The organism is Pyxidicoccus sp. M15, from assembly GCF_056858435.1.
The window spans coordinates 10,982,899-10,996,678 of the sequence record NZ_CM166495.1 but is presented as its reverse complement, the minus strand read 5'-3'; the positions used below and the strand labels follow the sequence as shown (position 1 = coordinate 10,996,678).

General features: G+C 71.0%; 13 protein-coding genes. 9 read left to right on the top strand and 4 right to left on the bottom strand.

The window, feature by feature from the left end; translation table 11 throughout:
• Nucleotides 1-324: 324 nt before the first annotated feature.
• The 5 genes from ACX9TP_RS40575 (at nt 325) to ACX9TP_RS40555 (ending at nt 5,310) form a co-directional block, all read left to right on the top strand.
• Entirely contained in the window at nt 325-909 is a 585-nt protein-coding gene (locus ACX9TP_RS40575) for a hypothetical protein (RefSeq protein WP_482976042.1), read from the top strand.
• A gap of 144 nt (nt 910-1,053) precedes the next feature.
• Complete coding sequence (locus ACX9TP_RS40570) at nt 1,054-2,034, top strand: fumarylacetoacetate hydrolase family protein (protein ID WP_482976041.1); 981 nt, start codon at nt 1,054-1,056, stop codon at nt 2,032-2,034.
• Nucleotides 2,031-2,690: a maleylacetoacetate isomerase gene (maiA, locus tag ACX9TP_RS40565; protein WP_482976040.1), complete on the top strand. Its 660-nt coding sequence runs from the start codon at nt 2,031-2,033 to the stop codon at nt 2,688-2,690. The genes ACX9TP_RS40570 and maiA overlap by 4 nt, the downstream gene beginning before the upstream one ends.
• A gap of 29 nt (nt 2,691-2,719) precedes the next feature.
• Nucleotides 2,720-3,883: a 4-hydroxyphenylpyruvate dioxygenase gene (gene hppD, locus ACX9TP_RS40560; RefSeq protein WP_482976039.1), complete on the top strand. Its 1,164-nt coding sequence runs from the start codon at nt 2,720-2,722 to the stop codon at nt 3,881-3,883.
• Between the two features lie 53 nt (nt 3,884-3,936).
• Complete coding sequence (locus tag ACX9TP_RS40555; RefSeq protein WP_482976038.1) at nt 3,937-5,310, top strand: chromate transporter; 1,374 nt, start codon at nt 3,937-3,939, stop codon at nt 5,308-5,310.
• Nucleotide 5,311: 1 nt separating this feature from the next.
• On the opposite strand, the gene ACX9TP_RS40550 is transcribed toward ACX9TP_RS40555, so the two are convergent.
• Both ACX9TP_RS40550 and ygfZ read right to left on the bottom strand, forming a co-directional pair.
• Entirely contained in the window at nt 5,312-6,124 is an 813-nt protein-coding gene (locus ACX9TP_RS40550) for a hypothetical protein (RefSeq protein ID WP_482976037.1), read from the bottom strand.
• An 85-nt stretch (nt 6,125-6,209) separates the two neighbouring features.
• Entirely contained in the window at nt 6,210-7,283 is a 1,074-nt protein-coding gene (gene ygfZ, locus ACX9TP_RS40545) for a CAF17-like 4Fe-4S cluster assembly/insertion protein YgfZ (RefSeq protein WP_482976036.1), read from the bottom strand.
• A gap of 38 nt (nt 7,284-7,321) precedes the next feature.
• On the opposite strand from ygfZ, the gene ACX9TP_RS40540 reads away from it, so the two are divergent.
• The 3 genes from ACX9TP_RS40540 to ACX9TP_RS40530 are packed head-to-tail and all read left to right on the top strand — an operon-like array spanning nt 7,322 to nt 9,446.
• The gene (locus ACX9TP_RS40540; protein WP_482976035.1) at nt 7,322-7,648 is read left to right on the top strand and encodes a cupin domain-containing protein; all 327 of its coding nucleotides are present in this window, start codon (nt 7,322-7,324) and stop codon (nt 7,646-7,648) included.
• On the top strand, nt 7,645-9,045 hold the full coding sequence (locus tag ACX9TP_RS40535; protein WP_482976034.1) for a vitamin K epoxide reductase/DsbA family protein: 1,401 nt from the start codon (nt 7,645-7,647) through the stop codon (nt 9,043-9,045). The genes ACX9TP_RS40540 and ACX9TP_RS40535 overlap by 4 nt, the downstream gene beginning before the upstream one ends.
• An 11-nt stretch (nt 9,046-9,056) precedes the next feature.
• Nucleotides 9,057-9,446 carry a translation initiation factor gene (locus tag ACX9TP_RS40530; RefSeq protein ID WP_267859567.1) on the top strand — a complete coding sequence of 130 codons (390 nt, stop codon included), beginning with the start codon at nt 9,057-9,059 and terminating at the stop codon, nt 9,444-9,446.
• 172 nt (nt 9,447-9,618) lie between these two features.
• On the opposite strand, the gene ACX9TP_RS40525 is transcribed toward ACX9TP_RS40530, so the two are convergent.
• Both ACX9TP_RS40525 and ACX9TP_RS40520 read right to left on the bottom strand, forming a co-directional pair.
• On the bottom strand, nt 9,619-10,623 hold the full coding sequence (locus ACX9TP_RS40525; RefSeq protein ID WP_482976033.1) for an isocitrate dehydrogenase (NAD(+)): 1,005 nt from the start codon (nt 10,621-10,623) through the stop codon (nt 9,619-9,621).
• 144 nt (nt 10,624-10,767) lie between these two features.
• Nucleotides 10,768-11,544, bottom strand: a complete 777-nt coding sequence (locus ACX9TP_RS40520; RefSeq protein WP_482976032.1) for a DUF2270 domain-containing protein — start codon at nt 11,542-11,544, stop codon at nt 10,768-10,770.
• A gap of 148 nt (nt 11,545-11,692) precedes the next feature.
• Between ACX9TP_RS40520 and ACX9TP_RS40515 the strand changes: the two genes are divergently transcribed.
• Complete coding sequence (locus ACX9TP_RS40515) at nt 11,693-13,765, top strand: response regulator (RefSeq protein ID WP_482976031.1); 2,073 nt, start codon at nt 11,693-11,695, stop codon at nt 13,763-13,765.
• Nucleotides 13,766-13,780: the final 15 nt, after the last annotated feature.

Here is a 13,780-nt window from a genome sequence, read left to right as displayed (position 1 = left end):
TTCCGTGCACCGCCTGGGACTTCAACAGTCGTATACGCTCCGCTTCCCACCGGCATGGCAGGCCGGGTGGCGGTGGCTCGGAGCCCGGGCGGGGAAGCGGCGGCCCGGCGGGCCCGGCTGCTTCCGGACCGTGGGGTGCCCTGGAGTCGGGGAGGAGTGTCCGGAGGATGACCCCGCGTAGGGGGGACGTCCCCGCGGCATCGCGGCGACGTCGAGCAGGCGAGCGTGCTACGAGGGCGCGGGGCCAGGGCGCGCGGCGATGCCTGCCCGGAGTCGGCCGCGCGCTCCACCCATCCACCGGGCGACACCACGAGGACACATCCCATGAAGCTCTTGAACACGCTCGCCGCGGCGCTTGCGCTCGCGCTGCTCTCGAACTCCCCCCAGGCCGAGGCCTCCGACTATCCGCCGGACTACCCGGTCTGCAACGTGAATGACTCGAAGGTGACGGGGCCGTTCGAGGTCATCCGCCACACGTCGAAGCTGCCGGGCCGCTTCGCGACGCTGACGGTGTCCTACCGCGGCTACCTGCGCACGAAGTACCGGGACGACCAGATCAGCATCTTCGTGAAGCTCAACAACCAGTACGCGACGCTGCGGGCCAGCGCGGGCACGAATGCCGACGCGTACATCTACCTGAACGCGGGCCCGCGCAACTGCGGCAAGTGCATGCGCTACATGAACACGCCGCTGTGCAACGCGCACTTCGCCGCGGGCGGCCAGGAGGGCGTGTGGGTCTGCGAGCAGCCCACCGCCACGGAGAACCACGTCTTCCTGTACGGGTGGGACCAATACGGCAACCAGAACGCCTGGGACATCTACGTGGCCGCGACGGCCAACGGCGAGTGGGACAGCAACTCGGGCGCGAACTTCTACGCGCGCCTGCCGGCGCGCACGTCCTGCTGGTAACCCCTTAGGACCTCCTGCCGGTAATCCCTTAGATGGGGTGTCGGGCGAATCGTCACGCTTGACACCCCCGGCCCCCCGGCGGAAAAGCCGGGCCACAGATGGCGGCCCCGCCGTTCCCCCCATGGGCCGCCGGGGAGCCCGGGATTGAAGCTCGCGACGCTCAAGGACGGAACCCGTGACGGCCGGCTCATCGTCGTCAAGCGGGACAACACGGCCTACGCGCTGGCCACCAACGTGGCCCTGACGCTGCAAGCCGCGCTGGACGACTGGGACACGAAGGAGCCGCAGCTGCGCGCGCTGGCCGCGCAGCTGGAGGCGGGCACGGTGCAGAGCCGCCCGCTGGACGTGCGCGCCCTCCACGCCCCGCTGCCCCGCGCCTACGAGTGGATTGACGGCAGCGCCTACCTCAACCACGTCCTGCTGGTGCGCAAGGCCCGCAACGCCGAGCCGCCGCCCACGCTGAAGACGGACCCGCTCGTCTACCAGGGCGGCTCCGGCGACTTCCTCGCGCCCACGGCCGACATCCCCCTGGCCGACGAGGCGTGGGGCCTGGACTTCGAGGGCGAGGTCTGCGCCATCCTCGGAGACACGCCGCAGGGCACGAAGGCCGCCGACGCGGAGAAGCACGTCAAGCTGCTCTTGCTGGCCAACGACGTCTCCCTGCGCAACCTCATCCCCGACGAGCTGGCCAAGGGCTTCGGCTTCTTCCAGAGCAAGCCCGCCACCGCCTTCAGCCCCTTCGCGGTGACGCCGGACGAGCTGGGCGCCGCGTGGCACGACGGCCGCATCCACCTGCGCCTGCAGTCGGTGCTCAACGGCGTGCAGGTGGGTGACACGGACGCCGGGCCGGAGATGCACTTCTCCTTCTTCGACCTCATCCAGCACCTGTGCAAGACGCGCAGCTACACCGCCGGCACCATCCTCGGCAGCGGCACCGTGTCCAACGCGGACCGCGCGCGCGGCATCTCCTGCCTCGCCGAGCGGCGGATGATTGAGACGATTGAGGAGGGCAAGCCGAAGACGCCCTTCATGAAGCCGGGCGACACCATCGACCTCGAGATGCTCGACGCGGAGGGCCACAGCGTCTTCGGCCGCATCTCCCAGACGGTGAGGAAGATTCCATGATGCGCCTGCGCCTCCACAGCTACTGGCGCTCGTCCGCGTCGTGGCGCGTGCGCCTGGGCCTGGCGCTCAAGGGGCTGAAGTACGAGTACGTGGCGGTGCACATCCTGAAGGACGGCGGGCAGCAGCACTCGGAGGCCTACCGGGCGCTCAACCCCATGCGCACCGTGCCCACGCTGGAGTGGACCGAGGACGACGGCACCGCGCGCCGGCTGTCCCAGTCGCTCCCCATCCTGGAGTACGTGGAGGCGCGCCACCCCGCGCCCTCTTTCTTCCCGAAGGACGCCTACCTCCAGGCCCGCGCCCGCATGCTGGCGGAGATGGTGAACTCCGGCATTCAGCCCCTGCAGAACCTGGGCGTGCTGCAACGCATCAAGAACGAGCTGCACGCGGACGACAAGGCGTGGGCGGCGTACTGGAATGCGCGCGGGCTTGAAGCGTTGGAGGCGGCGGTGCAGCCCACGGCGGGCCGTTATTGTGTGGGGGACGAGGTGTCGCTGGCGGACATCTGCCTCGTGCCCCAACTCTATGGGGCCCGGCGTTTCGCGGTAGACCTGACGCCGTACCCCACGCTGCTCCGCATCGAAGCGGCGTGTAACGAGCTTGCCGCCTTCCAGGCGGCCCACCCGGACCGGCAGCCCGACGCGGCGCCGGCCTGACACCCGCGGCACCGTGAAGGAGTCACGACATGGCCAGACCGGAATCCCTGGGCATCAAGACGCTGGAGAGCGTCCACTGGTACGTGCATGACCTGGAGCGGAGCCGCAACTTCTACACGAAGGGGTTGGACTTCGCGGAGCTGGGCGTGTCGTCGCCGGACCTGGACACGAAGGGCCGGCAGAAGTCGGCGGTGTTCCAGGCGGGCGACGTCGTCCTGATGGTGAGCCAGCCGGTGGGCGAGGGGGGCCGCGCGGCCCGCTGGCTGCGCAAGCACCCGGACGGGGTGGGCACCCTCAACTTCGAGGTGGAGGACGCGGAGAAGGCCTTCCGCCTGCTGGACCAGCGGGGGGCCACCTTCATCACCGACGTGCTGCGCTTCACGGACGCGCGGGGCGGCAAGCTGGCGATGTTCTCCATCACCACGCCCTTCGGTGACACCACCTTCCGCTTCGTCCAGCGCGACGGCTACAGCGACCTGTACCCGGGCTACATCCGCCACGCGACGCCCCTGGGCGGGAGGAACAAGTACGGCTTCGGCCGCATCGACCACGTCACGTCCAACTTCCAGACGATGCGCCCCATGCTCCTGTGGATGGAGCACGTCATGGGCTTCGAGAAGTTCTGGCACATCGAGTTCCACACCGAAGACGTGGCCGCGAAGGAGAAGCGCGCGCACGGCAGCGGCCTGAAGTCCGAGGTGATGTGGGACCCGAAGAGCGGCGTGAAGTTCGCCAACAACGAGCCCTACCGGCCCTTCTTCAAGTCCTCGCAAATCAACATCTTCAACGAGGACCACCGGGGCGACGGCGTGCAGCACCTGGCGCTCACGGTGAAGGACATCCTCACCTCGGTGACGGACATGCGGAAGAGCGCGGGCATCGAGTTCATGCCCACGCCGGGCACGTACTACGACGCGCTGCCCGAGCGCATCCAGAAGCTGGGCATCAAGAAGATTGACGAGGACATCCAGACGCTGCGCGACCTGGAAATCCTCATCGACGGGGACAAGGAGCACAGCTACCTGCTCCAGATTTTCATGAAGGACGCGGCCAGCCTCTACAAGGAGCCGTCGGCGGGCCCGTTCTTCTACGAAATCATCCAGCGCAAGGGCGACCAGGGCTTCGGCGGCGGCAACTTCCGCGCGCTGTTCGAGAGCATCGAGCGCCAGCAGCAGTCCGAGGGGCGCATCTAGCGTCGCCGCGTCGTTGCACGCCATGCGGGCCCGTGCCGGGTAGGGTACGGGCCATGGCGTCTTCGCAGCCCTCCCAGCCCGAGCCCACCGCGTTGAAGGAGCTGGCGCTCCTGTTCCTCCGGCTGGGCACCACCGCCTTCGGCGGCCCGGCGGCCCACATCGCGATGATGGAGGACGAGGTGGTGCGGCGCCGCAAGTGGCTCACGCGCGACGAGTTCGTGGACCTGCTCGGCGCCACCAACCTCATCCCCGGCCCCAACTCCACCGAACTCGCCATCCACATCGGTCACCGGCGCGGAGGCTGGCCCGGGCTGGTGGTGGCGGGTGTCTGCTTCATCCTCCCGGCCTTCCTCATCGTCGGCACCATCGCCTGGGCGTACGCGCGCTTCGGCAGCCTGCCGCGCGTGGACGCGCTGCTGTACGGCGTGAAGGCCGTCATCATCGCGGTGGTGCTCCAGGCGCTGTGGGGCCTGCTGCGCAGCGTGGTGAAGACGCGGCTCGCCGCCGTGGTGGGCGTGGCGGCGGTGGTGGCGGCCTTCCTGGGCGTGCACGAGCTGCTCCTGTTGCTGCTGGCCGGGCTCGCCGTGCTGCTGTGGCGCGCGGGTGAGCGGCGGCGGGGACCGCCGCCCGGGCCGCCTCCGAGGCCAGAGCGGGCGGCGACTCCTGGGGCTCCCGCGGGGCAGGCTGGGGCGGAGACTCCGGAGGCCTCTCCAGCGCGGGGCCCGGCGCAGGCGTTGACTCCCGAGTCCCCTGCGGCACAGGACTGGGGGCAGGCAGGGGCGGCGACTCCTGCGGCCGCCGAGGCTCCACCCCAGGGGAGGGGCTCCATCAGCTCCGCGGTGCTTCCCCTGTGGCCCGTGTCGGTGACGGGCGCCCTCGCCACCGCCGTGCCCTTCTCGCTGTCCGGCCTCTTCCTCTTCTTCCTCAAGGTGGGCTCGGTGCTGTACGGCAGCGGCTACGTGCTGCTGGCCTTCCTGCGCTCGGACCTGGTGGAGCGCTACGGCTGGCTCACGGAGGCGCAATTGCTGGACGCGGTGGCGGTGGGGCAGGTGACGCCGGGCCCCGTCTTCACCACGGCGACCTTCATCGGCTACGTGCTGGGCGGTGCGTCCGGCGCGGTGCTGGCCACGGTGGGCATCTTCCTGCCCGCGTTCGTCTTCGTCGCACTCAGCGGGCCGCTGGTGCCGCGCCTGCGCCAGTCGTGGGTGGCGGGGGCCTTCCTGGACGGCGTCAACGTGGCGTCGCTGGCGCTGATGGCGGTGGTGACGTGGCAGCTCGGACGCGCGGCGCTGGTGGACGCGTGGACGGTGGGGCTCGCCGCCGTGTCCGCGGTGCTGCTCATCCGCTTCCGCGTCAACTCCGCGTGGCTCGTGCTGGGCGGTGGCGCGGCGGGGATGCTGCTGGCGGGGGGCCTCGGCTTGCGCTGAGTCACCGCGCGTACGCGGCGCGCTTCCTCCGGGCGGCGGAGATGGCCAGCCCCAGCACCGCCAGCGGCACGCCGATGACGACGGGCCACAGCCACAGCGGCTCGCCGCCGTGCACCACCGCGCGGAACTCGCGTCCCTCCGCGGGCGCGTCCACCAGCTCCGCCAGGGGCACCTTCCACTCCACGGTGTCCTTCTTCTCGTTCACCGTGCCGTTCGTCTCGCCAATGCCCGGCCCGTGGATGCGCAGGGTGACGTGGTTGTTCGCGAAGAGGGCCTTCGCCATCCCCTTCGCGATTTCCTTCGTCGCCAGCACGGCCACGTCCTCGCTGGCCTTCCCGGCGGTCGCCGCCTTGTCCGGGACGAAGCGCTGGGTGAAGACGTAGTCGCCGCCGTTGCGCTCGATTCGGAAGTCCCAGTTGCCCGTGCCGCCCTGGCGCTCGCGGACCGCGTCGTCCGCGAGCCGCCGGTACAGCTCCGGCAGCTTCGTCGCGTCGTGCACCGTCAGGTCCTGCACGAGGTGGACCTTGTCGCCCTCCTCGTAGCTGCGCTGCTCCAGCTTCGCGATGTTGGGGTCCTCGCCCACCTTCTTCCAGGCGGCCTCCTGCTCCTCGCGGACCTGGTCCAGGAGGCTCTTGCCGCCCCGCGTCTCCCCGAGCGCCATCAGCCCCTTGGGAATGGCGAGGTCAATCACCACGCGCGCGGAGCCGTCCGGGTTGATCCACACCTCCTGGAGGAGGTCGAAGCAGCCGGTCAGCGTGAGCAGCGCCAGCGTGGCGAGCAGCCACGGAGGGCGGGGCGTGGTGCGCGGGGCCATGGAGTCCGTTCCAATCTCGCCGGCACACGGGCCCGGCGACCGCGTCCTACTGTGCCCGAGTGGACGCGCTCCGCGCCACTCCCGCTCAGGCGCCCGTGAAGGGCAGGGCGGCCACCTTCGCGGTGGCGGGGCCCCCCGCCAGCGTCAGCTCCGTGCCCGGCTCCAGCGAGTCGCGGTGCACGTAGCCCAGCGCCACCCGCTGGCCCTTCACCGGCGAGCGCACCACGCTGGTGAGCCAGCCCACCTTCTTCTCCCCGCGCCGCAGCTCCGTGCCCGGTGCCACGTCCGCGTCACCCAGCAGCAGGCCCGTCAGCTTCCGGTTCATGTGCCCGCGGAAGGTGGCGCGGGCGATGACCTCCTGCCCGATGTAGCACCCCTTGTTGTAGGAGATGGCGCCCGCGAGGTTCGCCTCCAGCGGAATGGTGGTGTCCACCATGTCCTGCCCGTACCGGGGCACCCCGGCCTCCACGCGCAGCAGCTCCAGCACCTCGAAGCCCAGGGGCTCGAGCCCCTGCGCGGCGCCGGCCTCCGTCAGGGCCCGCCACACCGGCTCCAGTCCGGCGCGCGGCACCCACACGTCCACGCCATGGGGCTCCATGGCCGTGTTGCCCACGAGCACGACTTCCTGCCCGGCGAGCGAGGCCGTCCGGGTGGCATGGTGGGCGAGCAGCTCGAAGGGGCCGCCCAGGGCGGCGGCCAGCACCCCGGCCGAGCGGGGGCCGAGCAAGCGCAGGAGGCCGTACTCCCCCGTCGCCTCGTGCAGCTCGGCGTCCTCGGAGATGAGGTATTTGTCCAGGAACTCCCGGACCTTGGTGCCGGTGCCGGGCTCCAGCTCCAGCAGCAGGTCCGCCTCCCGCTTGAGGATGCGGGCGTCCGCCACCATGGCCCCCTTGGCGTTCACCATGGCGGCGTAGGCCGCCGAGCCCACGGGCAGGTTCTTCACCTCCTGGGTCACCATGCCGTGGAGGAAGGAGGCGCGGTCCTCCCCCGTTATCCGGAGGATTTCGCGGTAGGAGGCGTCGTGGAGGGCGACGGCCTCGTGTGCCGCCCGGTACTCTCCCTCCCCGTCCCCATACCCGGCCACGGCCTCACGGCCGCCCACGTCCATGAAGCGGGCGCCCGTCGCCTCGTGAAGAAAATGCAGAGACAGCGGTTCCATGTCCGTCGCTATATAGAGGCGAAGGAGCGAATGCCACGATGGATGTGAAGCACCTGTCCACCTTCCAGGGTTTCTCCCCGGAGAAGCTCCAGAAGCACAACCTCTTCCAGTCCGAGCGCTTCTTCCTCGACGTGTACTGCGTCGCGCCCGGGCAGGCCCAGAAGCCGCACCGCCATGCCACGTCCGACAAGGTGTACGTCGTCCTGGAAGGGCGCTGCCGCTTCCGCGTCGGCGCCGAGGAGCAAGTGCATGGCCCTGGCGCCTCCATCTTCGCCCCCGCGGGCTCCGAGCACGGCGTCGTCAACGACGGCCCGGAGCCCGCCCGCCTCCTTGTCCTGATGACCCCGCCCCCGGAGCACGCATGAGCCCGAAGTCCTCCTCCAAGGCCCCCTCTCCCACGGCTCCCGTCCGCGGCGCACTGGCGTTGCTGGTGCTGGGCCTCGCCGAGAGCGGCCTCGCCATCTTCCAGTGGATGCAGCTCGTCACGATGCGTGGCGGCGGCGCCACCGTGTGCGGCATCTCCGAGACGGTGAACTGCGAGACGGTGTGGAACTCGCCCTTCGCCAGCCGCGTCCATGAAGTGCTCGGCATCCCCGTCGCCGGCCTGGGCGTGTTGTGGGGCCTGGTCGCGGTGGGCCTGTCCGCGCTGTACCTCGCGTGGGCCCGCGCGGGCCGCTCCGTGCGCCCCGCCGCCAATGGCCTGCGGCTGGTGGCGCTGGTGGGCGCGGTGTCCGTGCTCGTCTTCGGCATGGCCAGCTTCAGCTCGGGCGCCGTCTGTCCGACGTGCCTGGGCACCTACGCGCTGGTGCTGGCCTTCGCGGGCGTGGCCTGGCGCGGGCTGCCCGGCCCGGTGGCGCCGGCCTCCGGTGAGTGGGGCTCCACGCTGCAGTGGACGGTGGGCATCACCGTCGCGGCCTTCCTCGCGCTGCTGCTCCCCGGGCGCGCCACACCGAAGGCCACGGACAACATCAGCGCGCTGCTGCCGCCGCCCGCCGCCAGCCAGGGCGGTGAGAGCTCGGGGCAGGCCGCGAGCAAGCCGCCCGCGTCGCTGGAGGAGTTCCTCGGCGGCCTGAGCGCGGAGCAGAAGCAGTTCATCGCGGACGGGCTCGCGCAGTACCGCGCCAGCACGCCGCTGCCCGCCGTGGCTCCCGCGCGCAAGCTCTACGGGCCGCCGGACGCGCCGGTGAAGATTGTCGAGTGGACGGACAGCAAGTGCCCCCACTGCAAGTCGCTGGTGGAGGAGCTGGCGGTGCTGAAGAAGCGCGTGCCCGAGGGGAAGATGTCGCTGGAGGCCCGCCAGTTCCCGCTGGACGGCGCGTGCAACCCGGCCATTCCGCGCCGCGGCCCGGATGCGCCCAGCGTGCGCTGCAGCGCGGCCCGGGCTCAGGTCTGCCTGGAGGGCGCGCCGGACTACTGGGAGCTGCGCGAGAAGCTCTTCGCCGCGCAGGCCATCCTCGACACGGAGCGCGTGCTGGAGATTGCCTCCTCCGGCTCGATGTCGCGCATGCAGCTGGACGCGTGCATGTCGAGCGCGGCGACGGCGGCGAAGCTCCAGGAGGACTCCACCTACGCCATGAAGCACCGCATCAGCGGCACACCGCTGGTGGTGGTCAACGGCCGCCAGACGATTCCGTCCGCGCCGCTGCTCTACGCGCTGGTGATGGCGGGCGGCAACCCGAGCGCCCCCGCCTTCAACGTGCTGCCGCCGCCGCGCCCCATGCCGGCCGGGGGCCATGACGACCACGCGGGCCACAACCACTGACGGGCCACGCCATGGGCAAGCGCGACAAGAAGGCCGAGGCGCCCGCCGCCCCGGCCGCCCCGTTCAACAACCCGTTCGCCGCGCTGTCCTCCAAGCGCGAGGAATTGCCCCAGGCGCCCGCGGCACCCGTGAAGCCTCCGCCCGCGAAGCCCGAGCCGAAGGGCCCCGCGCGCGCCGTGGTGCGCATGGAGCGCAAGGGCCGCGGCGGCAAGGAAGTCACGGTGGTGGAGCACCTGGAGCTGCCCGCGCCCCAGCGCGAGGTGTGGCTCAAGGCGCTGAAGAACTCGCTGGGCTGCGGGGGCGTGGTGGAGGACGACGCCCTCGTGCTCCAGGGAGACCAGCGCGAGCGGCTGCCCGCGCTGCTGGAGGCGCGCGGCGTGCGCAAGGTGACGGTGGGCTGAAAACGCAGCGGGCCGGGCCGCTCAGCGCGACGGTGGGCTGAAACGCCGCGGGCCCGGGCCTCTCGAAGCAGGCCGGGCCCATGGGCCGCTCAGCGCGACAGTGGGCTGAAATGCAGCGGGCCCGGGCCGCTCGAAGCGCCCCGGGCCCGTGTGCGCCAACTCACCGTGCCGTCTACAGCGCGGCGATGATGGCGTCGGTGAACTCGCGGGTGGTGGCGCCGCCACCGAGGTCGCCGGTGCGCACCGTGCCGCCGCTGTACACCTTGTGGATGGCGTTCTCCATGCGGCGGGCTTCCTCGCGCATGTCGAGCCAGTCCAGCATCATCACCGCGGACATCATCAGCGCGGTGGGGTTGGCAATGCCCTTGCCCGCGATGTCCGGGGCGGTGCCGTGCACGGCCTCGAAGACGGCGGTGCGCTCGCCGATGTTGGCGCCGGGCACCACGCCCAGGCCGCCCACCAGGCCCGCGCACAGGTCGCTGACGATGTCGCCGTAGAGGTTCTCCGTCACCAGCATGTCGAAGCGCGTCGGGTCCTTGACGAGCTGCATGCAGAGGTTGTCGACGATGACCTCCTCGTAGGTGATGTCGGAGTACTCGCGGCCCACCTTGCGGCAGCAGTCCAGGAAGAGGCCGTCCGACAGCTTCATGATGTTGGCCTTGTGGACGGCCGACACCTTCTTGCGCCCGTGCCGCTTGGCGTACTCGAAGGCGAAGCGGGCAATGCGGGTGGACGCCTTCTCGGTGATGATTTTGAGGGACTCCACCACGCCCGGGACGATGATGTGCTCCAGGCCGGCGTAGAGGTCCTCGGTGTTCTCCCGCACCACGATGAGGTCCACGTTCTCGTAGCGCGTCTTCACGCTGGGCACGCTCTTCACGGGCCGCAGCGAGGAGTACAGGTCCAGCCGCTTGCGCAGGCCGACGTTGGCCGACGGCAGGCCGCCGCCCACCACGGTGCCGGTGGGGCCCTTGAGCGCGACGCCGCTGCGCAGCACCGCCTCCACCGTCTCGTGGGGGAGGTTGGTGCCGTACTTGGCCACCACCTCGGTGCCGGCGTCCTTGTGCTCGAACTCGAGAGGCACCTTGAGCGCCTCGAGGACGCGCACGGTGGCCGCCATCACCTCGGGGCCGATGCCATCGCCATTGATGATCGTGACAGTACGGGTGTTCGCCATGGGTGCGGATTCACAGCACAAAACCCCAGGGCCCGAAAGGACGAAAACCACCGCTTTTCAGCGGGGGGCATGGCGGCCATGAGTCCGAAAAGCCTGGGCGCGGCCCGCCCGGCCCCTCTCCGGGCGGGAGGGCCTGCCTGCCGCTCAGTGCTCGGCGGACGAGGTCGGGCGCGGCGGGGGGCGGCGGGTGGGCCGGCGGCGCTTGTGGATGGCGTAGGGCCGGTAGAACGACTCCCAGAGGGCGGCGCGGCGGCCCCGGGGGCGTGTGCGCAGCTCACCCATGGGGGCGCGGATGAAGAAGGAGGAGATGAACAGGTAGGTGGCGCCCACGGTGAGGAAGACGAGCAGGGCCATCACCACCGGGCCTGGAATCCACGCCACGTGGGCGCGGTACAGGAACTCCGCGAAGTCCTCCGGTGGCTTCGGGTGGCTGTAGACCTTCACGAACCACGTGGCCATCAGGACCATCAGGATGGGCCCGTAGGCGCGGTTGAGCCGCGTGGAGATGGCGGAGAAGAGCGACAGCTGGATTTGCGGGCGGGACATCTCCACCGCCAGCTCGCGCATGGCGTCCGGGTCCAACGGCTCACGCCGGAGCATGGGCGCCCACCAACCGTCTTCCAGCAGACGGACGCGGCGGTTCCACAAGTCGTAGTACCGGTAGCGCCGCGCCTCGATGAGGAGGAACGACACCACCATCCAGATGCCCACGAGGAAGGTGACGTGCGAGCTCTGCGGCGTGGCGAAGCCGAAGGAGATGACGGCCGCTGTCGTGGTGAGCGCCCAGTTGGTGGTGGTGTCCAGGCGCGTGCGCCACGTGTCGGAGCGGCTCAGCTCCCCACGGAAGAGCTGTGCCATGGCCTGCTGCGAGAGCCAGGGCGGCTCCATCAAGTCGTTCTTGTTGCGCTCGGTGCCTGCCATCCGTCCCTGCAAGGTGGGCCGGCGCACCATCAGATGCAATGTGAGGCGACTGCTCACGCGCTGAAGTGCACAGGCGCGGAGCAGCGAGCAGCCAGGCAGGCGCCGGGTGGCCATGGCGGGCGGGCGTGCACACCTTGGCGTCTTGAACGTGTCTGCCGCGAACCCCATCCAGGCCCTCTCGGAGTTGCTCCAGGAGGAGCGCGAGCGTGTGGCGCGCCTCTGGGCGAAGCGCCTGCGCGCCGAGACGTACGAGGTGGACGTCCCGGGACGGGACTTGCGCGCCCCGCTGCGCCGGCTGCTGGACGAGCTCGCCCGGCTGCTCAGGGACCGGGGGGATGATGCGGTGCGCCTGTGGCCCGAGGTGGTGCGCTCACACGGCGCCTTTCGCTACAGCCAGAACTTCGAGCCCGAGGACCTGACGCGCGAGTTCAAGTCCCTGGAAGAGGTGCTGCTGTACGTCTACGGGCGGCGCAACGGGAACTCCATCGAGCCCGAGGTGGCGGAGCTCATCGCCGAGCTGGTGTGGGAGGCGCACGCGGCGGCGCAGGCGTCCTACGCGCGCGTGCTGAAGACGGAGGAGGTGCGCTTCCGCGAGGCGGCGGTGATGGAGTCGGTGCTCAACCAGGTGGACGTGGGCATCCTCCTGGCGGAGGTGGACGGCACCGTGTCGTTCGTCACGCCGCCGGTGAGCCGGCTGATGGGGCTGCCCATGCGCGCGGTGCTGGGGGCGCGCGCGTCGAACACGCTCAGCCCGGTGCTGTCGCAGGTGAACGCGCGCCACCTGACGGGCGAGCCGTTCAAGGTGACGGACATGCCCTTTCTGCGCGCGCTCAAGGAGAAGGGGCCGGTGCGCGGGGTGATGATGGTGGTGGAGCGCCCCAGCGGCGGCGAGGCCACGCTGGAGCTGAGCGCCACCCCCGTGTGGGAGGAGGAGGGCGAGCTGGCCGGCGCCATCCAGACCTTCACCGACCGCACCGAGGCGGTGAACAAGACGAAGGCGCTGCAGAGCGCGCACGGCGAGCTGCGCCGCCTGCAGGGGCGCCTGTTGCAGCGCACCCGCCAGCAGGCGCTGGGGCAGCTGGCCAGCGGCGCGGCGCACGCGCTCAACAACTTCCTCAACGTGCTGCGGCTGCGAATCACGCTGCTCCAGCGCGAGTTCAAGCCCGAGCACCTGGAGGCGCTCGACAAGACGGTGGGGCAGATTGGCGAGCTGGTGGCGCGGCTGCAGGAGTTCAACGTGCAGCGCACCCAGGAGCAGCCCACCGACGTGCCGGTGGACCAGACGGTGCGCGAGGCGCTGGAGCTGGCGCGCGGGGAGCTGGAGCAGCGCGAGCACCCGGTGCACGTGGACCTGGACCTGGGCGGCTCGGGGCAGGTGCGGGCGGACGCGGGCTTCTTCCGCGAGCTCATCGTCAACCTGCTGCTCTCCGCGAGAGACCGCATGGAGAGCGGCGGCCGGCTGCGCGTCACCACCCGCGCGAATGGCGAGCCGTGGCTGACGCTGCGCATCGAGGACGAGGGCCCGCCGTACGCGGTGGAGGAGCTGTCGCAGCTGTTCGACCCGCTGCGCAGGGACACGGGGGCGCCGCAGCTGTCGCTGTACCTGGCGGTGGCGCGCGCGCAGGTGCAGCGCTGGGGCGGCGAGCTGACGGCGGAGAACAGCACCTCGGGGCATGGCGCGGCCTTCGTGGTGCGGCTGCCGCGCGTGCATGAGGGGGCGGTGCAGGCGCCCCGCGGGGAGGCCTCGCGCGCGGAGGTGACGCGGCCTGAGGCGCCCCGGCGCTTCCAGAAGACGCGCCGCGTGCTGGTGGTGGATGACGACCTGGACAACGCGCGGATGATGGCGGAGGTGCTGGGCGAGGAGGGCTACGAGGTGCAGGTGGCCCACAGCCCGGAGGTGGCGCTGGGGATGTGGGACCGGCGCCGCTTCGATGCCGCGCTGCTGGACGCCGTCATGCCGGAGATGAGCGGGTGGGAGCTGGCGCGCGAGCTGCGCCAGCGCTCGCCGCAGACGCTGCTCGCCATCGTCACCGGCATGGACGTGCGCGGGCAGAACCGCGCCAACCTGGCGCTGGTGGACGCGGTGTTCCGCAAGCCCATCGACGTGGGCGCGCTGGACGACTTCCTCGGACAGTCGGAGCACGGCGGGGGCGGGGGCGAGTCCGCCGGGGACGAGGGCCCGGAGGCACCGGACCTGGGTCCCTCGGGGGCTCAGCACTGAGCGCGCCGCTCGGGA

Bases quoted from the DNA above. Each gene is read 5' to 3' on its own strand.
- maiA (WP_482976040.1), top strand. From the start codon at position 2,031: ATGATGCGCCTGCGCCTCCACAGCTACTGGCGCTCGTCCGCGTCGTGG.
- ACX9TP_RS40540 (WP_482976035.1), top strand. From the start codon at position 7,322: ATGGATGTGAAGCACCTGTCCACCTTCCAGGGTTTCTCCCCGGAGAAG.
- ygfZ (WP_482976036.1), bottom strand. From the start codon at position 7,283: ATGGAACCGCTGTCTCTGCATTTTCTTCACGAGGCGACGGGCGCCCGC.
- ACX9TP_RS40555 (WP_482976038.1), top strand. From the start codon at position 3,937: ATGGCGTCTTCGCAGCCCTCCCAGCCCGAGCCCACCGCGTTGAAGGAG.
- ACX9TP_RS40520 (WP_482976032.1), bottom strand. From the start codon at position 11,544: ATGGCAGGCACCGAGCGCAACAAGAACGACTTGATGGAGCCGCCCTGG.
- ACX9TP_RS40575 (WP_482976042.1), top strand. From the start codon at position 325: ATGAAGCTCTTGAACACGCTCGCCGCGGCGCTTGCGCTCGCGCTGCTC.
- ACX9TP_RS40525 (WP_482976033.1), bottom strand. From the start codon at position 10,623: ATGGCGAACACCCGTACTGTCACGATCATCAATGGCGATGGCATCGGC.
- ACX9TP_RS40550 (WP_482976037.1), bottom strand. From the start codon at position 6,124: ATGGCCCCGCGCACCACGCCCCGCCCTCCGTGGCTGCTCGCCACGCTG.
- hppD (WP_482976039.1), top strand. From the start codon at position 2,720: ATGGCCAGACCGGAATCCCTGGGCATCAAGACGCTGGAGAGCGTCCAC.
- ACX9TP_RS40530 (WP_267859567.1), top strand. From the start codon at position 9,057: ATGGGCAAGCGCGACAAGAAGGCCGAGGCGCCCGCCGCCCCGGCCGCC.
- ACX9TP_RS40535 (WP_482976034.1), top strand. From the start codon at position 7,645: ATGAGCCCGAAGTCCTCCTCCAAGGCCCCCTCTCCCACGGCTCCCGTC.